The organism is Massilicoli timonensis (assembly GCF_900199515.1).
Classification (GTDB): Bacteria; Bacillota_I; Bacilli_A; order Erysipelotrichales; family Erysipelotrichaceae; genus Massilicoli; species Massilicoli timonensis.
Map to the genome: position 1 here is coordinate 270,121 of NZ_LT963433.1, position 20,598 is coordinate 290,718.

Consider the following 20,598-nt stretch of genomic DNA (forward strand, 5'->3'; position numbering starts at 1 on the left):
TTTTTCATTATAAAACAAATTTCACACAGTTTCAAATTTTTTTGAATTTTCTATGTATATTTTTTACTGCATGTTTCTGCAATTATGTGTTTTTTGTGTTTCTATTTCCGCTTTCATGGTAAAACAACAGAAAAACAGGTACAATAAGAACAAGAAATGAGGTATTTATGGAAAATCAAGAAAAAGAAGCGGTGCTCGTTGTTCTCACTTCGCTGCAGGGAAAAGAAAATACAGCCTATTGGGATGAATTTTTAGAGTTGGTAAAAGCGGCGGATATGGAAGTGGTCATGCACGCCAAACAGCATATGAAAACAGTGAACAGCGCGACCTATATCGGAAGCGGCAAGGTCAAGGAAATCAAAGAGATGCTGGAAAGCACTGCGGTCGATGTCGTTTTGATCGATCATGTATTAACACCTTTACAAAGCCGCAATCTGGAAAAGGCATGGAATCGCCCGATCATGGATCGCAATGCTTTGATACTGGAGCTTTTTGAAACAAGAGCGGTAACGGCAGAGGCCAAACTACAGATCGAAGCCGCCAAATTAAATGCGCTGCTGCCAAAACTGGTCGGTTCTACTTCCTATTTAGGCAGACAAAGCGGCGGCAGAAACAAAGGAGCCGGAGAAAAGCAGTTGGAGCTAGATCGGCGTGTCATCAAGCGGCGCATCGGTGAAGTGCGTAATGAATTAAAGAGACTGGAAAAACAGCGTGCCGTAAGAGCGGCAAAGCGGCAGCGAAACGATCTGCCGATCGTCGCTTTGATCGGCTATACCAATGCGGGAAAATCCACGATCATGAACCAGCTGCTCGCCCGCTTTCAGAAAAAAGCAGCGAAACAAGTGCTGGAAAAGGATATGCTGTTTGCGACCTTGGATACCAGCGTACGGCGCATTTCCCTCGACGCGCACCGGCAGTTTCTGCTCATTGATACAGTCGGTTTTGTCAGCGACCTGCCTCATGAACTCATCGAAGCATTTCATTCCACTTTAGAACAGATCAAAGAAGCGGATCTGTTGTTGCAGATCGTAGACGGCGCCAATCCCCATTATCGAGAACAGATGCAGGTAACAAGCGATACACTGCAAAAACTGGGTGTGGAAAATATCGCGATGCTTACCGTTTTCAATAAAGCCGATCGGTTACAGGAAAAGCATCCGCGCTGTTTACGGGAAGATCGTGTCATGCTATGTGCGAAAGCGGAAAAGGACATTGATTTTCTATGTGATCTCATCAGCAAACGCCTATATCCGCTGCATCAAAAATGGAAACTGAAGATCCCTTATGATGATGCATTGCTTGCACAGCTGCGCAAACAGGGAATCTTGTCTGAGATTCACTACCTTGATGACGCGATGCTGGTGGAAATCGATGCAGATGCAGAACGCATGCGCAAATGGGAAGCCTATCTGGCATGAGTTTGATCTGATCAAACAAGCACTGAAATAAAAAGCGGTTTTCTGTTGATGATCAAAAGAAAACTGCTTTTTCTATGCGAAACTAACCCAAAGGAATCGTGCCGTCCGCGATCTTTGCAACGATTTCCTTTAGAAAACGATGCTCTTCTTCCAATACCCGGGCTGCCAAAGTATCGGCATTATCATCTTCTCGCACCGCTACTTTTCTGACTGCCACGATCTCGCCGCTGTCGTATTCCTCATTGACCCGATGAATGGTGATGCCGGTTTCGGTTTCGTGATTGGCAAGTACTGCTTCATGTACATGTTTTCCATGCATGCCCTTTCCGCCATAGCGCGGCAGCAGGCCCGGATGAATATTGAATACACGCCCATGATATGCCTTTAACACGGCTTCCGGCAGTTTTTTCAAATAGCCGGCTAAAAAGATCATGTCCGTATGATGATCTGCCAGCACCTGCAGCGTTTTTTCCTGCATTTCCGCTTCACCGCCGCAGCGCTTCGCACTGATGTGATAAGTGTCGATGTTGTGCATTCTGCCCCTTTCCAAAGCATAGGCGTCTGAATTGTTGCTGATGATTGCAACGACCTTTCCGTTGATGATGCCTGCTTCACAGCCGTCGATGATCGCCTGTAAATCACTGCCGTTATGTGATGCAAATACACTGATTGAAATCATAGTTCCTCCTACTCTGCCCCTAAAATGGCTTTGGCCTCTGCGATCTGTTCTGCACTTGGCGCTGTCATTCCCTTTAAGCGATACGCAATTCCCAGTTTTTCATATTTGACTTCGCCCATCGTGTGATAGGGCAGTACCTCTACTTTCTCCACATTGTGCAGGGTATCTAAGAATGCTCTTAACTGTTTTAGCTGATCCTCCTCAGCCGTAATCTGCGGCACCAGTACATGACGGATCCATACCGGCTTGCCCGCTTGGCTCAAATACTGTGCAAAAGCTAAGATCTGCGCATTGCCATGTCCGCTCAAAGCACGATGCTTCTGTTCATCGATCTGCTTGATGTCTAATAAAAACAGATCGCATACGTGCAACAATTCTTCCAGCTTTTGCATGAATAGCTGATCCTGCTCATCAAAGCAGACACCGCTGGTATCCACTGCCATATGAATGCCTTGTTGCTTTAACCGTTTTCCCATAGCGATCAGAAAATCCATCTGCATCATCGGTTCCCCGCCGCTGAAGGTTACTCCGCCGCTCTTGATATAATTGCGATACTTTAAGATCTCCCGCAGCAGTTCATCTGCATCCATCTCTTTTCCCTGCTCGATGAACCACGTATCCGGATTGTGGCAATAGGCGCAACGCATCGGACATCCTTGTAAAAACACCACGAAACGAACGCCCGGGCCATCAACGGTCCCAAAGCTTTCCAACGAATGGATCCTTCCTTTCACATCTCTCATCTCCTCTTTTTTCTTTCGTGTCTTTGTTTTCTTATTGTAATATAAGCAAAGCGATTAGTCAAAAGCATCACCGAAATAAAACACATCCATACAATAGAGAAGAAAGGAAGTGAATCATGCTTTTTTCCTGCGGTCCTTCTAAATGTGATAAAGCTGTATTAAAGAAACAAAGCAACCTCATGGTTCATCATCGCAGTGCTGCCTTTTTAGAACTGTATGAATCTTTGATCGTGCAGCTGAAACAGCTCTGTGATGACCGCGAGGGTGAAGTGCTGGTATTAAACGGCAGCGGCTCATCTGGTATGGAGGCAGCTCTGTTGAATTTTTTAAGCAGCGGTGAGGAACTGCTGGTCATTGACAGCGGCCGCTTTGGAAGCCGCTTCGCGCTCATGGCGAAACGCATGGATATGATCCCTCATCTTTATGATGTCAAGCAGCAGGGTGTTGTGGATACTGCCATGCTGGAACAAATGCTCAGCGCATATCCTGCAATCAAAGCGATCGCTTTCACTTACAGCGATACCAGCACAGGGTTGTTAATGGATCCCAAGCGCATCGGTGCCTTTGCCAGAAAACATCAGCTGCTTTCGATCATGGATGGGATCGGCGGTGTGATCATGAATCCTTTTTCCATGAAGGAAAGTCAGATCGATGTCTGCATCATGGCTTCACAAAAAGGTTTTTGGATGTCGCCGGGCTTATGTATGATCGCTTTGTCGCCTACTGCACTTACTCGTCTCAATCCACAGGCACCGACCTATGTGTTTCACTTTTATGAAATGCTGCAGAAGCAAAAACAAAATGCCCTTTTGCAATATACGCCGGCCGTATCGCTTTATTTTGCCCTGCATCAGGCGCTCTGCATCTTAAACAGCCGGCCGATCACTTATTGGAATCAGTTTTATCAAAGGCAGTATGAGCGCTTATACACGATCATTACGGAAGCAAACGGCTGTATCAAACAAGCGCCTTCCCTTTCCCGTTCGGTTCTGCTCTTTACCACTTCTAAAAGCGCTTCCCGGCTGCAGCAGCGCTTAGAGCAGGAATTTCAGATCCGCATCGAACTGGGATTAGATGATCGAGAAGACCGCATTTTGCGTATCGGCAATATGGCGCGTTACAGCGAAGAAGAATTAAATGCCTTGGCACATGCGTTAAAGCTCTGCCTGCAAGAAGAAAACAACTGAATCCGGTCATTTTTCCTGCTTCTTTCATTGCCATTTTACCGCTTTTTCTCTATAATGAGAGCATAGTAAAAGAAAGGAGCTTTCCATGGAAATAAAAGTCATTGCAGATGAAATGGGCGTGCGTCGTTCGCTGACACGCATCGCACATGAGATCATTGAACGAAATAAAGGCGTCGATAATATCATTTTGGTAGGAATTCGGACAAGGGGAGAATATTTGGCAAAGCGGCTTGCGGAAATCATCGAACAGGTCGAAGGTGTCAAAGTACCGTGTGTCGCCATTGATATTCGCCACTGGCGGGATGATCGGGATGAGGAGTTGCCGCTGCCGGCCAGACATTTGCAGTTAAAAGATAAAAAAGTCGTTTTAGTAGACGATGTGTTATTTAAGGGAAGAACGGTGCGGGCAGCGATGGATGCGATCATGTATCACGGACGCGCACAGGAAATTCAGTTAGCGGTATTGGTAGATCGCGGTCATCGGGAACTGCCGATCCGCGCCGATTATATCGGAAAGAACATTCCTTCCTCATTGCAGGAAACCGTCAACGTCAAACTGCGGGAAATTGATGAATGCGATGGCATTTTCATCGCCCGCTGAAAAGGAGAAGGCTATGAAAGAGATGTTTGATCGCACTTATGTGCTGACATTTGCGCAAAAATTATTAGCGATTGATTCTCCAAGCGGCTACACGCACCATGCGATCGCTTTTCTAAAGAAGGAAGCACAGACGCTTGGCTATAAGACCGCACTGAATGAAAAAGGCAACCTGCTCATCTATGTATCCGGTGCAAGCAGTGAGAAGACGATCGGTCTTAGCGCACATACAGATACACTGGGGCTCATGGTACGCTCGATCAAGGAAAGCGGCACCCTTGCCTTAACTACGTTGGGAGGGCCGATCCTTCCGACACTAGATGGTGAATACTGCCGGATCATCACCAGGTCGAACAAGGTTTACAGCGGAACGATCTTGTCCACTTCACCGGCTACGCATGTATATCCTGATGCTGCAAGTGTGCCAAGAGATCTGGAGCATTTAGAAGTGCGTATTGATGAGATGGTAAAGAACAAAGAAGCAGTGAAAAAACTGGGTATTGCCAACGGCGATATCGTAGCGATCGATCCTAAGACGACCGTTACGGAAAACGGATTTATCAAAAGCCGTTTCCTCGATGACAAGATCAGCGTGTCGGTGCTGTTTGGAGTCTTGCAGTATCTGCGAAAGCATGATGTAAAGCCAAACTACGACTGTATCATCATGATCAGTACGTATGAGGAGGTCGGACACGGTGCATCCTGTATGCCAAAGGAAGTGAGTGAACTGCTGGCAGTCGATATGGGCTGTATCGGTTTAGATTTAGATTGTACGGAATATGATGTCAGCATTTGTGCGAAGGATTCCAGCGGACCTTATGATTATGCGATGACTTCTCATTTGGTAAAGCTTGCGCAAAAGCACGATCTGCACTACGCGCTAGATATCTATCCGTTTTACGGCAGTGATGTTTCCGCGGCCCTGCGCGGCGGCAATGATTTGCGCGGCGCTTTGATCGGACCGGGCGTACATGCTTCACATGGCATGGAGCGTACGCATTATGAAGCGCTGGAACAGACGATGCAGCTTGTGCTCGCTTATCTTTGTGAAGCATAAATGGCAGTGATCCTGCCATTTTTTCTTTGATGCGCTCATATACTTCTTTGAGGTGAAAGACATGTTTGAAAGTGCATTGCTGATTTTTATAGCAGAGATGGCAGATAAAACGCAGTTTATGGTCATGGCGCTTTGTACGCAATATCCCAGCATGATCGTTGCGGTCGGCATGGCGATCGGCGCTGTTGTCATTTCGTTTTTATCTACCGGCGCAGCTCATTTATTGACCCATTTCCTGCCGCTTGTCTATCTGCAAGCAGCCGCATCCGGTTTGTTTCTCCTGTTTGGTTTTGCCTCTTTATGGATGCGCAAAGAAAAGGAACAGGAAACAAAGGGCAAAAGACGGTTCCCGCTTATTTCGATCGCATTTGGCTTTGTGATTGCCGAATTAGGAGATAAGACGCAATTATCGACGATCGCATTAGCAGCGCATGAATCGCAGCTAGCGGTGTTTTTAGGCGCTTCCTTAGGATTGATCGCCGCCAATTTACTGGCGATCTTTGCCGGAAAACTGTTGTTGAAAAAACTGGATCCGCGTTATCTCGATCTTGCCGGCAGTATCTTGTTTCTATATTTCGGGTTTGCTTCCTTCATGGAATTAGAACTGATGTCTAAAAGCACATCGCTGCTCTTTCTTTTGTTGATCGTTTTCTTATACTGGACTTCCGCTCTGCATTTGTTGAAAAGAACTGATATTTCTTGAAAAAGATTCATTCCTTTAGATGAAATCGGTTTTCATGTGGTATAATACATCGCATAAAGGTAGGTGTATATTATGTACGATAAATGGAATCTCGATATTCTCTATAAGGGGTATGATGATCCCGCATTCCTAAATGACTGGAAAAAACTGGAACAGATCTTGGAGGAACTGAAACAGTTCGCGAAGGACTGTCAAAAGATGGAAGATCTGAAGATGCTGAAAGAAGCCGTAGCCGTGCTGGAAAACTATCATTTGGTAGGTGAACGACTGGGTTCGTTTGTATCGCTGCGGCAGGCGACGGATACGACTGATGCGCAGACGGTATCTTTGATCGCGCGTTTCAGTAAGCTGGTTAGTCAAAGCGGTGAAGCGGAAGCGATGATCAACAAGCGCATTGCCGCCGTTTCAGATCTTGATGCGCTCATCAAGCAGGATGAAGTGTTACAGGAATATGCATACTTATTCCATAACATCAAGGAAGAAAACCGCTATCTGTTAGATGATGCGGTAGAAGGCGTAATCGCAAAATTAAATTTAAGCGGACCGAAAGGATGGGAGGATTTACAGCAGTATCTCACCAGTACATTGATCGTTGATTATAAAGGTTCAAATGAAACACTGTCCTCAATTCGCAACATGGCTTACAGTGCAGATAAAGAAGTGCGTAAGTCAGCATATGAAGCAGAATTAAAGGCTTACGACAAGATCAAAGAGGCGATCGCCTTCTCTTTGAACAATCTAAAATCTTACGTGAATACGATCGTGGAACTGCGTGGTTATGACAGTGCGCTGGATATGACGCTGAAGCAAGCACATATGAAACAGGAAACACTGGACGCCATGTTTGGAGCAATGAAGCGGTTTATGCCGAAATTCCATGCATACTATCGTCGGAAAGCAGAACTGCTCGGTTACCAAAACGGTCTGCCTTGGTATGAATTATTTGCGCCGATGGGAGAAAGCAGCCAAGTGTTTACACCGGAAAGCGCTCATCGTTATCTGCTGGATCATTTCAAGAATTTTGATATAGAATTGCATGATATGATCGACCGCGCCTTCAAAGAGGAATGGATCGATTTCTTCCCGCGGAGCGGAAAAGTGGGCGGTGCATTCTGTGCGAATCTGACGGCGCAGAAAGTAAGCCGTGTCTTGACGAATTTCGACGGCGGCTTGGGAGATGTCGTTACTTTGGCGCATGAGCTCGGTCATGCGTTCCATGGGCAGCAGATCGAAAGTCATCGCCCCTTAAATACCGATTATTCGATGCCGGTTGCGGAAACAGCATCCACCTTCAATGAAAACATCATCATGAATGCGGCGATTGCGGAAACAAGCGATCCGCAGGAAAAAGCAGCGCTCATTGAAAATCAGCTGCAAGATCTGTCACAGATCATCTGCGACATCTATTCACGTTTCTTATTTGAGGATACGGTGTTCAATCGCTGTAAAAATGAATTCCTGTTCGCAAAGGATCTGGAGGAAATCATGCTGGAAGCGCAGAAGGAAGCTTATGGAAACGGCTTAGATCATGATGTGCTGCATCCTTATATGTGGATCTGTAAATCACACTACTATTCCGCACATTTAAGTTACTATAATTTCCCTTATGCCTTCGGTGGTTTGTTTGCACGTGGACTGATCGTAAAATATCAGCAGGAAGGGAAAGCCTTTGTTGAAAAGTACAAACAGTTACTGCATGCAACGACGGTTGCCGATGTCGAAGAAGTCGCAAAAATGGCTGATATTGACTTAACCGATCAAGCGTTTTGGGAAAGCAGTTTACAAACTGCCAGCGATTTGATCGATCAGTATCTGGAACTCACAAAATAAAAACCGCATGAGCGGTTTTTATTATATCCATATTTTGATTAGTCTACTGTTTTCTTGACCAATTCCAATACTTCTTCGGCAGTTGATAAAGACAGGGCTTCTTCTGCCAATTTCTCCATTTCTTTTTTGCTTAAAGAGTTTACCATCTTACGGGCTTTCAAAATAGAAGTTGCGGACATGGAGAATTCATCCAGCCCCATACCTAATAACAGCGGTACCGCATAAGGTTCTCCGGCCATTTCACCGCACATACCGGTCCATTTGCCTTCTTTATGCGCACCGTCGATCGTCATTTTGACCAAACGCAAAATCGATGGATTGTATGGCTGATATAAGTAAGATACATGTTCGCTCATACGATCAGCCGCCATGGAGTACTGAATCAGATCGTTGGTGCCGATACTGAAGAAATCAGCTTCTTTTGCGAAATTGTCCGCATTTACCGCAGCTGCCGGGATTTCCACCATCATACCGACTTCAATATTATCTGCGACCTGAACCCCTTCGGCAATCAGGTTTGCTTTTTCTTCTTCAAAGATCGCTTTGGCATCACGGAATTCTTTTACCGTCGCAATCATCGGGAACATGATGCAAAGACGTCCATATACGCTGGCACGAATCAGTGCGCGCAGCTGTGTACGGAAAATATCAGTGCGATCTAAGCACAAACGAATCGCGCGATAACCCAAAAACGGATTCATTTCTTCCGGGAACTGGAAGTAAGACAGCTTCTTGTCGCCGCCGATGTCAAGGGTGCGTACCACTACCTTGCGGCCGCCCATGCCTTCCAATACTTCTTTATAAGCTTCAAACTGTTCATCTTCGCTTGGGAAATGATCGGCATTCATGTATAAGAATTCCGTACGGAACAAGCCAATGCCTTCCCCACCGTTATTTAATACGCCCTCTACGTCTTTTACACCGCCGATGTTGCCTGCCAATTCAACCTCATGACCGTCTGTGGAAACAGATTTCGCATGAAGCAGTGCTTTCAGCGCTTCTTTTTCTTCCGCAAAGGCTTTCGCTTTCGCTTCATATTCTTTTATCGTAGCAGCATCCGGATTGACGATGACATTGCCTTCTACCGCATCTAGGATGACCAGATCCCCATCCTGTGCAGCTTCCAGCACACCGCTGCATCCAACGACCGCAGGTACTTCCAAGCTTCTCGCCATGATTGCAGAATGACTGGTTCTGCCGCCGATTGCCGTCGCAAAGCCCTTGGCATATTCATTTAACTGCGCAGTGTCAGATGGTGTTAAATCATAAGCGACAATGATCGAATCTTCATCAATCGCCGATAAATCAGGAATGCGCAGTCCCAATAAGTTACATTTTAAGCGGAACGTAACATCTTTGATGTCAGCTGCTCTTTCTCTGAAATAGTCGTTATCCATAGATTCAAACATGGCAACCATCATCGTCGATACCTGGTCAGCAGCATATTCCGCATTCACATTCTCATTTTCGATCGTTGCAACGATCTGCGATGCCAGCTCCGGATCGGATGCCATCATCAAATGTGCATCGAATACCGCCAGCTCCTCCGCTGATAAACGTTTCGCAGCGCGCTCTTTGATTCCCTCGATATCCCTCTTTGTCTTTTCCAGTGCATCGTTGAACTTTTTTACTTCATCAGCGGCAACTGCTTCTTTTTTTACGATTTCTACTTTCGGCTGCTCCAGCTTATATACTTTCGCAATCGCAATACCGGATGATGCAGCAATACCTTTTAACATGAAAAACCCTCCTTAATAACTGTATCCTGTTCGGCAGAGCATCGCTTCATTCCCTTTATGAATGCCCTTACCATACAATATATATGATACCATTTTTCACATAGTTAGACAATCTAAAAATCTTGTAAGCGCCTCGCTTTTTTCGATTTCGTTATAGATCGGAGCGGCTTTTTCATATTGTGGCCGCAAATAGAGCGATTTGATCAATGCCGCATCTTTCTTAGGCATACATAGCAGGATGGCGTCAATGCGTGCGCACAGCTCTTGATTCAAATAAGCAGCACCGCTTTCCGCAATCCTTTCTTCATCTGTTTCCTGTGCATGCTCTCGCTTATAAATATGAGCAAGCGTCGCCATGATCTGTTCTTTTTCACACAGTGAAAGTAATTGGTGCATTGCCATCCCTCCCCCATTATACCAATACGTCATATTTCTTTTTTTCCTAAAAAGAAAAGAACAAATATGGGCGCTCTAAACTTCCGTGTGGGTGTGGGTACGCCCTAAACTTATGTGTGGTATTTTTCAGATACCTCTAACATTTTGTGTGGGTGAATAAAAAACCTTCGTGATATGATTTCTTTGTCGAGAAGAAATTACACGAAGGAGGTATTTAACCTATGAATGATTTTATCACAGATTTATTTAATATTGATAGAAAAAAGATTAAAAAAATGAATGTTGTTACTAGTAAGGATAAAACTGAGTTTCATATCGTCTTAAACCACGATGGTGATTTATTTTGTCCTTTTTGTTATGGTGTCGTTCATGCCAATGGCTATTCGAAACCTAAAATAATCAATCACCCTAAACTAACAGATAGAAAAGCGGTAATTATCTTTTATAACCATCGTTATCAATGCAACGAATGCTTGCGTACTTTCTCTGGGAAAAATCCTTTCACTTTTTCTAACTTTAGAAATTCTTATCTTTCTTTTGAAAACATTATGAAGCAGCTTTCTAATTTGAATTATTCATATAAAATGGTAGCTGAGCTGAACCATATCTCTCCTACCCAAGTACAAAGATATTTTGATAGCTTCGTAAACATTCCTAGAATCACTCTACCTGAATCTATAGGGATTGATGAGATTCATTCAAAAATGGCAAAACGAAAAGATTCTGCTTATTTATGTGTGATGGTGGATAATAAGAAACGTTCTCTTTTTGAAATACTTCCATCTCGTTCTAAAGCAGAATTAAAACGTTATTTTGAAAAGATTCCTCAAATAGAACGGAACAACGTAAAATATGTAACCATTGATATGTGGTTTCCTTATAAAGAAGTAGCGAATAAGTATTTCCCTAACTGCATTGTAGCTGTTGATCCATTTCATGTTGTCGAACATTTAATGACTAGTTTCCGCCGTATACGTCTTAATATCATGTATCAGGTAGAATATGGCAGTGATAGTTACTATTTACTCAAAACATGGAAAGACTTAATTGAAAAGAATGTTTTTCTCGATAATGAACCAGTCTACAATAATCGCTTCAAAATGAAACTAAACAAAAGACAGCTACTTGATTTAATTCTTGAGATTAGTGAAACATTGGCTTTAGGATATCACCTAAAAGAGATGTATTTAACCTTTAATAAAAATGCAACGGAAGAAAATTGTGAGGAATGGTTCAATTCTATTTTAGAAGCTTTTAAAAAATCAGGAATATCAGAGTTCCATGATTTTATTCAAACACTTGAAAACTGGAAACCAGAAATTCTTAATTCATTCAAAAGACCTTTTGATGAGCACAAACTAAGCAATGCACTCTGTGAAAATATCAATGGGCAAATTAGAACATATTTATCTGTATCAAAAGGAGTATCTAATTTTATCCGTTTTAGAAAAAGATGTATTTTTGCTTTAAATCCAAAGGTTTTCTATTCAATTACAAATCAATTAAAATCTAATAAAGTTCAAGGCAAAAGAAGAGGCAAATATAATAAAAACAAATAAATAAATGAATCGTACTTCTCGACACATAAAAAGGTGGTTCATTAGTACTTACTTGTACTAAATATACCACCTTTTATCTCATCTTAAACCACTCGAAAGTTTAGAGTTCATTTTCTCAAAACCACTCGAAAGTTTAGATTACTCAAATATGACATTTGTTCTCATCTCAAAAACAATAACCATAAAATCCCGTAGATGACGAGCAGGCAGATTAAAACAGGAGGTATAAATGTGATGATTGCGGCGATGAACATTGCGAACGCATCGCCTTTTTCAAACTCCACATCAGAAAATTTTTCTTTTAATTCCTGCTCGTCCTTCATACGCGACTTTATTTTATTTTTCAAACGTGGAAGCATTGATTATTTCTTCCTTAAGTGGCAGGCCACAAAGTGCTGCGGCTCGATTTCCATCCATTCCGGATTTTTCTCGCGGCAAATATCCATCGCATATTTACATCTCGTATGGAATTTACATCCTTTCGGCGGATTGACCGGACTTGGAATATCGCCTTCCAGAATTTGCAGCTCCTTGTTATCGGCATCCGTTGTCGGAATCGCATTGAGCAATGCCTCCGTATAAGGATGCAGCGGATTCTTGAAAATATCCTCGGAACGTGCCGACTCTACCATATTGCCCAAATACATGACGCCGATACGATCGGAAATATATTTCACGACACTTAGGTCATGTGAAATGAACAGATAGGTCAGATTTTCTTTCTCTTTCAGTTCCTGAAGCAGGTTCAGGATCTGTGACTGAATGGAAACATCCAACGCCGATACCGCTTCATCACAAACGATGAATTTCGGGTTCAGCGCTAATGCACGCGCAATACCGATACGCTGACGCTGTCCACCGGAGAACTGGTGCGGATAACGGTGAATGAAATATTTTTCCAGACCGCACTTATCCATGATCTCAATGATGTAGTCTTCCAGTTCCTGTGAACCCTTTTTGAACAGCTTATGTCCAACCAGCGGCTCACTGATCAGCTGTCCGACGGTCAAACGCGGATTCAAAGAAGAATACGGATCCTGGAAAATAATCTGAATATCCTGGCGCAGCAAACGCAACTCTTCTTTTTTCAGCATGCCCAGATCAATACCATGATCCCAATACTGCTCAGCTTTTAAGAAAGCATCGCTCTGTTCGCATTCTTTGCGCATTTCATCTAACTGCGCGCGGATTTCTTCCTGTTTCTTTACCGCCGCTTCATAAGCAGCGCGATTGGCACTGTCTTTTTCCAGCTTGGCTGCCTCTTCCACTACCTTACAGCCGGCATGGTATTCTTCTAACAAGAGCTTGCCGGCCTTTGCCAGATCCTTGGCATAGATCAAACCACCGGTCAGATGCACGATCTCATGGAAAACCCGATCCGCATCATCCGCTTTGAAATTGTGATGCGTTTCATCTTCCTTAACCGCTTTGGCTTTTTCTACCAGTGCATCCAATTTTTTCTTCTGCTCCGGCAAGTTTTTCAAAATTCGTTCTACATATGCCGGTTTATATTCATAAATCGTTTTGCCATAGTAGATCGTATTTCCCTGTGTCTGTGGGTACAGCTGCAGCAGGACACGTCCCAGCGTTGATTTTCCACATCCCGATTCACCTACCAAACCAAAGGTCTCACCGCGGTTGATATCGATCGTAATGCCGTCATTCGCCTTTACATAAAGCTGCTCCTTCTGCAAAAAGCTGCTCTTTTTTACCGGGAAATATTTTTTTAGGTTATGAATACTGATCAATTTTTCATTTTCCATTATTGTTTCCCCCTTTTCACTGGATGGAAGCATCGAATTGCATGACCCGGACTCACTTCTTTTAATTCCGGCTCATTTTCACGGCATTCCGCTGTCGCATACTTACAGCGCGGCGCGAATTTACAGCCTTTCGGCAGATTCAATGGATGTGGCACAGCGCCCGGAATGACCTCTAGCTTTGAACTGCGGTCGGTGTTCAACCGCGGGATCGAAGTCAGAAGGCCTTCAGTATAAGGATGAATATGCTCGCTATCCTGGAAGATCTTATCGACCGGTGCCGTTTCTACGACCTGTCCGCAATACATAACGGCTACATCATCTGCCATCTGGTTGATAACACCCAAATCATGTGTAATGAACATGATCGAAGTGCCCATTTCTCTTTTTAATTCATTCATCAGATACAAGATCTGTGCCTGAATGGTAACATCAAGCGCTGTTGTCGGCTCATCGGCAATCAGCAGCTTCGGCTTGCAGGCAAGCGCCATCGCGATCATAACACGCTGACGCATACCGCCGGACAGCTGGAACGGATAAGACTTATTTACCTGTTCCGGATTGGCGATCTTGACCGCTTTCAGCATTTCAATGCTATGCTGCTCTGCTTCCTTTTTGCTCATGCCCTGATGCAGCATCAGCACTTCCGAAATCTGACGATTTACGGTAAAGATCGGATTCAGCGAAGTCATCGGTTCCTGGAAGATCATCGAAATATCGTTGCCACGTACCTTTGACATTTCTTTCGCATTGTAATTGGAAATCACTTTCCCTTGGAATTTGATTTCACCATCATAAATTTTCTGATTTTTTTCAAATAACTTCAAGATGCTCATCGCCGTTTGGCTCTTGCCGCTGCCGGACTCACCCACGACGCCAAGCGTATGTCCCTCTTCAATCGACAATGAAACTCCGTTTACTGCTTTGATCAGCCCGCGCTTCGTTTCAAAATACGTATGAAGGTTATTGATTTCTAGTAATTTTGCCATCATTCACACCTACTTTTCATTTGATTTCGGGTCAATCGCATCACCCAGAGCATTACCGATCAAGTTAATGCTCAATGCGGCAATCAATACACAGACTGCCGGAAGGATCCACTGCCACCAGTAATTCTCGATCGTCGTTGCCTGCTGCGCCTTGTTCAGCATGTTGCCCCATGAAGGATTAGGCGGCTGCACACCGAAGCCAAGGAAAGACAGCGCTGCTTCCTGTAACATCATGACCGCATAAGAGAGCGTCATATCAACCAATACCATGCTGATGACATTCGGCATGATATGGCGAATGATGATGGAACCTTCTTTGATTCCCATCGCTCTGGCAGCCAGTACGAAGTCCTTTTCACGTTCGATCAAGATCTGCGCACGCACCAGACGCGCCAATCCCGGCCAGCTCAATAAACCGAGGATGATCATGATCAGATACATCTTAGATTGTGAATCCATGCTGCTGCCGATCATGTAGGAAAGGGTAATGACCAGCGGCATAAACGGAATCGAAACGATGATTTCCGCAATACGCATCAACAGGTTGTCGATCCAACCGCCTTTGAAACCGGCAATCATTCCGACTGTCAAACCGATTGCCGATGAAATCAATACGGCAATCACACCGACTAGCAGCGTGATCTTACCGCCGTGCATCAAACGCGTCAATACATCACGTCCCTGATCATCCGTACCTAAGATAAATCCTTCATTGCCCCACGCCGTCATTTCGCCGCTCTTGCTGATCGCGTAGCCCTGGAAGAAATCCACAAAGATCTGTTCTGCTTCAAAATCTTCCGGAATATCTAAGATACTTTCGGCATCTTCGCCCCAGCCATAGATCTTGCCGCTTTCGCCAACTGCGAAGAATGCGTTTTTGCCGGAATCGATCTGCACGATCTTTTCACCGAAATCAGGTACAGTGTCTAAATTAAAGGAAGTGCCGCCCCAAGCATAAACATTGCCTTCATCATCTAAAGCCATCGCATTACGCTTGCCGGCCTTCACGGAAACGACTTTCACTTCGCCGTTTTCCAGTTCTTCCGGATAGTTCTTGAAATCTCCGCCGGAACCGATAGCCCGTACCGTGTTATCATCCATCAATAAGATCATGCCCATGGCCGCCGCATCGGCATCCACGATATGTCCCTGATAATCATCCGGAATGATATCCAGCTTCGTAGAGGTAACACTGCCCCAAGTATACAGATAGCCTTGATCGGTCAGCGCCGCCGAATATTCTTCATTTGCATAGACATGCACGACTTTCCCGCGCATCATGCCTTTGATCGAAACCGGCAGATTTTGCTGCTGCCAGTTCGCACGGCCCCAGCCGACGATAGAACCGCTGTTGGTAAGCGCCAGAATATGACGATCCCCTACTGCGATCTCCTTGATGCCGGAATCTGCATTTGATGGAATTTCCAGCACATCATCCTGATCCTGCCCCCAGGCACACAGCTTCCCATCATTTGTTAAAACGACCGAGAACGTAGCACCGGAAGCAAGCTGTTTGATATCCTCTGCCTTTACATCACAGGAACCATAATCCAAATATCCTCTCCCCGGCTGCACATTTTTCAGGATCGGCTCGGTATAAAGCGGATCCATCGGGAAAAACAGTGAACCGACAAAGGAGAACAGCAAAATGAAGATAAAGCCGATCAGACCGACCTTAGCCAAAGTATTGCTGAAGAAATTTTTAATGATCGTACGCATTGGCGACTGAATCGCTTCTTCCTCCAATACGTTGATTTCCTTTTTACCTGTAACACTACTTCTAAACAATGATTTGAAAGAGCGTCCAAGTTTCGCGAAAAAACTTTCTTTTTTCATAAAATAGCCTCTCCTTCCTAATCAAGTTTAATACGCGGGTCGACCAGTGCATATGTCAAATCCGCAATAAAGTTGCTTATTAAGTAAACGACCGCGTAAAACATGTTCATTGCGATAACCAGATAGAAGTCGCGTCGATTTAACGCAGTCAAGAGCGTTGATCCCATACCATCCCAAACAAATACGGACTCGGTGATCATCGAACCGCCGAACAGCGTACCGATCTGTGCGATCACGACCGTTACGATCGGAATCAAAGCGTTTCTAAACGCATGTGAATAAACGACGACTTTTTCGCTCAAACCTTTTGAACGTGCCGTACGGATATAATCTTGGCTCAGCGCATCAAGCATGGCATTGCGCACATAACGAACCGTACTTGCCAAAGAAGTGATCGTCAGCGTTATCACCGGCAACACCAAAAATCTTACCCATTCGCCAAGTCCGCTGCCATCTACCGGCATACCGTTGCTTGGCAGCCAGCCTAAACGCAGAGCGAATACAAACACCAAACACAAACCGATAAAGAACGTCGGTACGCTCATACAAATCAAAGAAAAGACCTGCCAGAACTGATCGACAAAGGAATTTTTCTTGACCGCTGAGCGGATACCTGCCGTAATGGAAATCGTCAGTGAGAAAATTAACACAAAGAAATTCAAAATAACCGTGTTTTTCAGCGGATTGGCAATGACATTTTTCACATCGTCGTTTTTCCATGATGAAAAACCAAGTTCTCCTTGTGCGACATTGCCGATCCAAGCGACATACTGTTCGGGAAGTGATTTATCCAATCCCAACTGTTTTGTAATTTCTTCCCTTAACTGCGGGATCTGTTCCGGCTTGGCGGAAGTCGGAATCATCATTGAGACAGGATCTCCCGGCATAATTTTTGTTAAACTGAACAAAACGATCGAAATAGCAAAAATTACGGGGATCAATGATAGAATTCTCTTGATCGAGTATTTGATCATAACTATAAACTCCTTTCATAAGAAGAAAGCGGATAGGGTTATTGCTATCCGCTTTTTAATAATCTTGAACTTTTATAATTCTAAATCAGAATTATTCTTCCCAAGACAGATCGCATACGATTTCAGACCATGAAGCCATAGGACCTGTGTTGAATCCTTTCAGCTTAGCGTTATAGAAATCGAAATACTGGTTAGCGTACACTGGAATTACCGGCACGATCTCATTGAAGCGTTTCTGGAACTGGAACCATAATTCAGAATATTCGTCTTTCTGAGAAGGATCCAAAGAACGCATCTTCATCATCAGATCATCTAATACTTCATCTTCTGTGTTAGTCGCATTCAAAGAAGTACCTGAGAAGCCGGAATAGTATGAAGAATAGTAAGGGTCATATACCGGTGTGAATCCGGTTGCCATATTGAATGTGTGATATTTTCTCTGGCTATCCGGTTTTGCGGCACCGTTGTAGTAGTTTTCAAGCAGACCCGCGAAGTCGGTACGTTCGATCGTGAACTTGATACCGGCTTTCGGACAGTTCTTCATCATAGAAGTTTCGATTGCATCGGTAACGGTATTGTCTTCAGTACCTAAGTGGTTGATCTGCAATACTTCGCCGTTTGCGTTGTGACGGAAGTAATCCGTTGCATTTTCCGCTTTAGAAGCGTCGAATGGCGTTACGCCGTCAGCCTCATATTTCCATTCAGTTGCATCTAATTCAGCATTTGCGTTAGCGATAGAGTAATCATAGTGATTCAGTTCTTCTTCAACACGTGCTTTATTTTCCTGATACATCCACTGTGCTACACCATAATCTGCGTATACAGTAGAACCATAGCCGCCTAATACGTTCTTGATTACTTCATCTTTTTCCAGAACATAGTTCAGCGCACGACGTACGGCAGGATCTTTTGTAGGACCGAAGTCGTTGTGGATCGGCATGTTGCCATAACCGTTACGATCGTAAGTCTGTTCTTTCAAAGAGTCGGTCGCACGTGCTTTTTCGATCTTTTCGCCTTCAACGACGCCTGTTAATACGTCTACTTCACCGGCGATCAACTGATCCATATCCGTAGTCGCATTGACTGTTTTGATCAGAATGTTTTCGATTACCGGCTTATCGCCTTTGTAGTCGCCTTTGAAGTATTCGTTCAGCGTTAATTTTACCTGTTTGTTCTTGAAACTTACCAGTTTGTAAGGACCGGAAACAACATCCGGGTTTTTACGGTATCCGGATTTGATCTGCGGAGCGATTTCGCTCAGATCCACGCCGACCAATTCACAACCTGCATCAGACGATACGATTTCCGCATCTTCGCCGGCTAAGTGTTTCATCGGTTTCGGATACAGCGCTACATAACTTTCTTCATAGAAGTACGGAAGCTGTGAAGCGTCGATCGTTAAAGAGAATGTGTAGTCGTCGATCTTCTTAACGCCCTGGAACACACCGTTCTTTCCTTCTGCTTCGGTCAATACCGGAATAAAGTTACCGTCCGCATCGACAGCCGGCAGGCCGTTTTCATCTTCCAGATAACCGGTAACCGGGATACGTTTACCGTTGCTATCCAATTCGTATCCTTCGTCATCGTAAACGGTTCCGTTTTCCGCTTCGTTAGCCGCACGCAGATCCGGATCGGTTTCCTGTTTGTAGACGATGTTGTTGATACCGCCTTCTTCTTCCGTTGCCAAACCTTTGTGATACTTTTCATAACCTAACAGCGCGTCACCTGTCGAATCGGCTGCCAACTGCGCTACCCATTCATCGGAAGCGATCAGCAGCAGGTTGAAGATGAAATCATCCGCTGTCATGTCGGAACCATCAGACCATTTCAGATCTTCCGCAAGTTTGAAAGTATAAGTTTTGTTGCCTGCTTCATCTACTTCCGTAGACGGTTCTTCTTTCAGAATTGACTGATTCCAAACAAACGCCCCTTCTGCATCCGTGTCATACGTCGTATAGTAGTTGTGCAGTAAGTTTTTCACCTCAAGGTCGTAACTGGAGTTACCGAAACCTTCGATGAAATCACCGTTCATTTCCTGCGACGCTACTCGTAACGTACCGCTCTCTTCACCGCTGTCGCCGGAGCCGCATCCTACTAAGGAAAGCCCCATAACGCCAACAGCAAATAGTGTTAAAAGTTTTTTCATCTGCTTACCTCCTATCAATCTGTATTGATAATACCTGTATTATACATGATGGTTTTCAGTTTTTCAATAACAAATTACACATTTTAACCATTTTTTCATGAAAATATTTTCATAAATCGGCATTTCTTGGCCTTTTCTGTTTTTTCAAAAAATCAGAAATATCAAAAAAGCCTTTATTTATCAGCTATTTTTCCATTATCGGCGCACTGTTCGAACCATTTGGCACACATCCCACAAAAGTCCACATTTCGGTTTCATTTTCATTGAAATATTTTTCATTCATGTTTTTTCAATAAAATACACGATATTTTTCGTTTTTTTACCGTAGGATGACTGCCGTTTCTTAATCTCTTCATCATTTTTTACTTTTTCTCCTTTCCTGTTTCGGCGTTTCTGCCATAAGCCGCTTTCTCTCCCTGCTTCATTCACCTGCTTTCCCTTTCCTCCTTAGATCGATCCACGGCTTACTTCATATTATGAACCTACCGGCAAGCCTATTCAAAAAAAGCGATCTGCCCTTCTTTAGCAAACCGCTACCATCTGTCATCGTCATCCTTTTCCCGCTGATACTTCTATTTGCAGGTATCTGCTCAATGCGTTCATCCTTTACGAAAGCGACAATGCTCTACTTGCCTTGGTATTTCTTTTTGACGAATGGATTTAGCAGCGTCATGAGCAGATCGTTGCCGACCAGGATCATGCAAAGCCCGCTGTCCTTAAATGCCAGCACCAGATAACAAAGCGATGTTCCATAAGCATACACCTTATAGCGTTTCCATAGATCCGCATAACGCTCCGCCTTGATCGCCTGCATGATCTGCCGCATATCCACCAGATAAAGCTGCATCACATCTAAATAAAGCAGCAGCGTCCAAAAGCCAAAAGGATTGCGGTCGTATAAGAAAAGCAGGATCGGCAGCGCCAGCAGTTCTAATATTGACATAAATTCGATTGTCGAGATCCGCCATTTATTTTTCATGTTCT

The 20,598-nt window shown here is 44.2% G+C and carries 18 protein-coding genes; 7 read left to right on the plus strand and 11 right to left on the minus strand.

What is annotated here, in order from left to right; genetic code table 11:
• The first annotated feature begins 167 nt into the window (after positions 1-167).
• A complete protein-coding gene (gene hflX, locus C1712_RS01860; protein ID WP_102266263.1) occupies positions 168-1,418 on the plus strand; it encodes a GTPase HflX in 1,251 nt (416 codons plus the stop codon).
• Positions 1,419-1,500: 82 nt separating this feature from the next.
• Here the strand turns inward: hflX and purN are convergent, their stop codons facing one another.
• Both purN and pflA read right to left on the minus strand, forming a co-directional pair.
• Positions 1,501-2,097, minus strand: a complete 597-nt coding sequence (gene purN / locus C1712_RS01865) for a phosphoribosylglycinamide formyltransferase (RefSeq protein WP_180963039.1) — start codon at positions 2,095-2,097, stop codon at positions 1,501-1,503.
• 8 nt (positions 2,098-2,105) lie between these two features.
• Positions 2,106-2,840 carry a pyruvate formate-lyase-activating protein gene (gene pflA, locus C1712_RS01870; RefSeq protein ID WP_219718826.1) on the minus strand — a complete coding sequence of 245 codons (735 nt, stop codon included), beginning with the start codon at positions 2,838-2,840 and terminating at the stop codon, positions 2,106-2,108.
• Between the two features lie 116 nt (positions 2,841-2,956).
• Here pflA and C1712_RS01875 point away from each other — a divergent pair, with 116 nt between their 5' ends.
• From C1712_RS01875 to C1712_RS01895, 5 genes are all read left to right on the plus strand, one after another.
• Complete coding sequence (locus tag C1712_RS01875; RefSeq protein WP_102266267.1) at positions 2,957-4,027, plus strand: pyridoxal-phosphate-dependent aminotransferase family protein; 1,071 nt, start codon at positions 2,957-2,959, stop codon at positions 4,025-4,027.
• 85 nt (positions 4,028-4,112) lie between these two features.
• The gene (pyrR, locus tag C1712_RS01880; RefSeq protein WP_102266269.1) at positions 4,113-4,628 is read left to right on the plus strand and encodes a bifunctional pyr operon transcriptional regulator/uracil phosphoribosyltransferase PyrR; all 516 of its coding nucleotides are present in this window, start codon (positions 4,113-4,115) and stop codon (positions 4,626-4,628) included.
• 13 nt (positions 4,629-4,641) lie between these two features.
• On the plus strand, positions 4,642-5,682 hold the full coding sequence (locus C1712_RS01885; protein WP_425435991.1) for a M42 family metallopeptidase: 1,041 nt from the start codon (positions 4,642-4,644) through the stop codon (positions 5,680-5,682).
• A gap of 61 nt (positions 5,683-5,743) precedes the next feature.
• Positions 5,744-6,385, plus strand: coding sequence for a TMEM165/GDT1 family protein (locus C1712_RS01890; protein WP_102266271.1), 642 nt, complete (start codon positions 5,744-5,746; stop codon positions 6,383-6,385).
• Positions 6,386-6,457: 72 nt separating this feature from the next.
• Complete coding sequence (locus tag C1712_RS01895; RefSeq protein ID WP_102266273.1) at positions 6,458-8,215, plus strand: M3 family oligoendopeptidase; 1,758 nt, start codon at positions 6,458-6,460, stop codon at positions 8,213-8,215.
• Positions 8,216-8,253: 38 nt separating this feature from the next.
• Here C1712_RS01895 and ptsP read toward each other — a convergent pair whose 3' ends face one another.
• A complete protein-coding gene (gene ptsP, locus C1712_RS01900; RefSeq protein ID WP_102266275.1) occupies positions 8,254-9,954 on the minus strand; it encodes a phosphoenolpyruvate--protein phosphotransferase in 1,701 nt (566 codons plus the stop codon).
• A 96-nt stretch (positions 9,955-10,050) separates the two neighbouring features.
• Positions 10,051-10,350 (minus strand): hypothetical protein, encoded by a 300-nt coding sequence (locus tag C1712_RS01905; protein ID WP_102266277.1) that lies wholly within the window; start codon positions 10,348-10,350, stop codon positions 10,051-10,053.
• 221 nt (positions 10,351-10,571) lie between these two features.
• On the opposite strand from C1712_RS01905, the gene C1712_RS01910 reads away from it, so the two are divergent.
• Positions 10,572-11,909 (plus strand): ISL3 family transposase, encoded by a 1,338-nt coding sequence (locus C1712_RS01910; protein WP_102265770.1) that lies wholly within the window; start codon positions 10,572-10,574, stop codon positions 11,907-11,909.
• 161 nt (positions 11,910-12,070) lie between these two features.
• Here C1712_RS01910 and C1712_RS01915 read toward each other — a convergent pair whose 3' ends face one another.
• From C1712_RS01915 to C1712_RS01945, 7 genes are all read right to left on the minus strand, one after another.
• Entirely contained in the window at positions 12,071-12,268 is a 198-nt protein-coding gene (locus C1712_RS01915) for a hypothetical protein (protein ID WP_102266279.1), read from the minus strand.
• 3 nt (positions 12,269-12,271) lie between these two features.
• Positions 12,272-13,672, minus strand: coding sequence for an oligopeptide/dipeptide ABC transporter ATP-binding protein (locus tag C1712_RS01920; protein WP_102266280.1), 1,401 nt, complete (start codon positions 13,670-13,672; stop codon positions 12,272-12,274).
• Entirely contained in the window at positions 13,672-14,661 is a 990-nt protein-coding gene (locus tag C1712_RS01925) for an ABC transporter ATP-binding protein (RefSeq protein WP_219718827.1), read from the minus strand. Before C1712_RS01925 ends, C1712_RS01920 begins: the two co-directional genes overlap by 1 nt.
• 6 nt (positions 14,662-14,667) lie before the next feature.
• On the minus strand, positions 14,668-16,494 hold the full coding sequence (locus C1712_RS01930; RefSeq protein ID WP_102266284.1) for an ABC transporter permease subunit: 1,827 nt from the start codon (positions 16,492-16,494) through the stop codon (positions 14,668-14,670).
• Positions 16,495-16,511: 17 nt separating this feature from the next.
• Entirely contained in the window at positions 16,512-17,468 is a 957-nt protein-coding gene (locus C1712_RS01935; protein WP_102266287.1) for an ABC transporter permease, read from the minus strand.
• A gap of 91 nt (positions 17,469-17,559) precedes the next feature.
• Positions 17,560-19,614, minus strand: coding sequence for an ABC transporter substrate-binding protein (locus tag C1712_RS01940; RefSeq protein ID WP_102266289.1), 2,055 nt, complete (start codon positions 19,612-19,614; stop codon positions 17,560-17,562).
• Positions 19,615-20,239: 625 nt separating this feature from the next.
• On the minus strand, positions 20,240-20,593 hold the full coding sequence (locus C1712_RS01945; RefSeq protein WP_180963040.1) for a hypothetical protein: 354 nt from the start codon (positions 20,591-20,593) through the stop codon (positions 20,240-20,242).
• Positions 20,594-20,598 lie beyond the last annotated feature (5 nt).

Coding starts and splice junctions, on each gene's coding strand:
- hflX (WP_102266263.1), top strand. CDS start 168: ATGGAAAATCAAGAAAAAGAAGCGGTGCTCGTTGTTCTCACTTCGCTG.
- purN (WP_180963039.1), bottom strand. CDS start 2,097: ATGATTTCAATCAGTGTATTTGCATCACATAACGGCAGTGATTTACAG.
- pflA (WP_219718826.1), bottom strand. CDS start 2,840: ATGAGAGATGTGAAAGGAAGGATCCATTCGTTGGAAAGCTTTGGGACC.
- C1712_RS01875 (WP_102266267.1), top strand. CDS start 2,957: ATGCTTTTTTCCTGCGGTCCTTCTAAATGTGATAAAGCTGTATTAAAG.
- pyrR (WP_102266269.1), top strand. CDS start 4,113: ATGGAAATAAAAGTCATTGCAGATGAAATGGGCGTGCGTCGTTCGCTG.
- C1712_RS01885 (WP_425435991.1), top strand. CDS start 4,642: ATGAAAGAGATGTTTGATCGCACTTATGTGCTGACATTTGCGCAAAAA.
- C1712_RS01890 (WP_102266271.1), top strand. CDS start 5,744: ATGTTTGAAAGTGCATTGCTGATTTTTATAGCAGAGATGGCAGATAAA.
- C1712_RS01895 (WP_102266273.1), top strand. CDS start 6,458: ATGTACGATAAATGGAATCTCGATATTCTCTATAAGGGGTATGATGAT.
- ptsP (WP_102266275.1), bottom strand. CDS start 9,954: ATGTTAAAAGGTATTGCTGCATCATCCGGTATTGCGATTGCGAAAGTA.
- C1712_RS01905 (WP_102266277.1), bottom strand. CDS start 10,350: ATGCACCAATTACTTTCACTGTGTGAAAAAGAACAGATCATGGCGACG.
- C1712_RS01910 (WP_102265770.1), top strand. CDS start 10,572: ATGAATGATTTTATCACAGATTTATTTAATATTGATAGAAAAAAGATT.
- C1712_RS01915 (WP_102266279.1), bottom strand. CDS start 12,268: ATGCTTCCACGTTTGAAAAATAAAATAAAGTCGCGTATGAAGGACGAG.
- C1712_RS01920 (WP_102266280.1), bottom strand. CDS start 13,672: ATGGAAAATGAAAAATTGATCAGTATTCATAACCTAAAAAAATATTTC.
- C1712_RS01925 (WP_219718827.1), bottom strand. CDS start 14,661: ATGATGGCAAAATTACTAGAAATCAATAACCTTCATACGTATTTTGAA.
- C1712_RS01930 (WP_102266284.1), bottom strand. CDS start 16,494: ATGAAAAAAGAAAGTTTTTTCGCGAAACTTGGACGCTCTTTCAAATCA.
- C1712_RS01935 (WP_102266287.1), bottom strand. CDS start 17,468: ATGATCAAATACTCGATCAAGAGAATTCTATCATTGATCCCCGTAATT.
- C1712_RS01940 (WP_102266289.1), bottom strand. CDS start 19,614: ATGAAAAAACTTTTAACACTATTTGCTGTTGGCGTTATGGGGCTTTCC.
- C1712_RS01945 (WP_180963040.1), bottom strand. CDS start 20,593: ATGAAAAATAAATGGCGGATCTCGACAATCGAATTTATGTCAATATTA.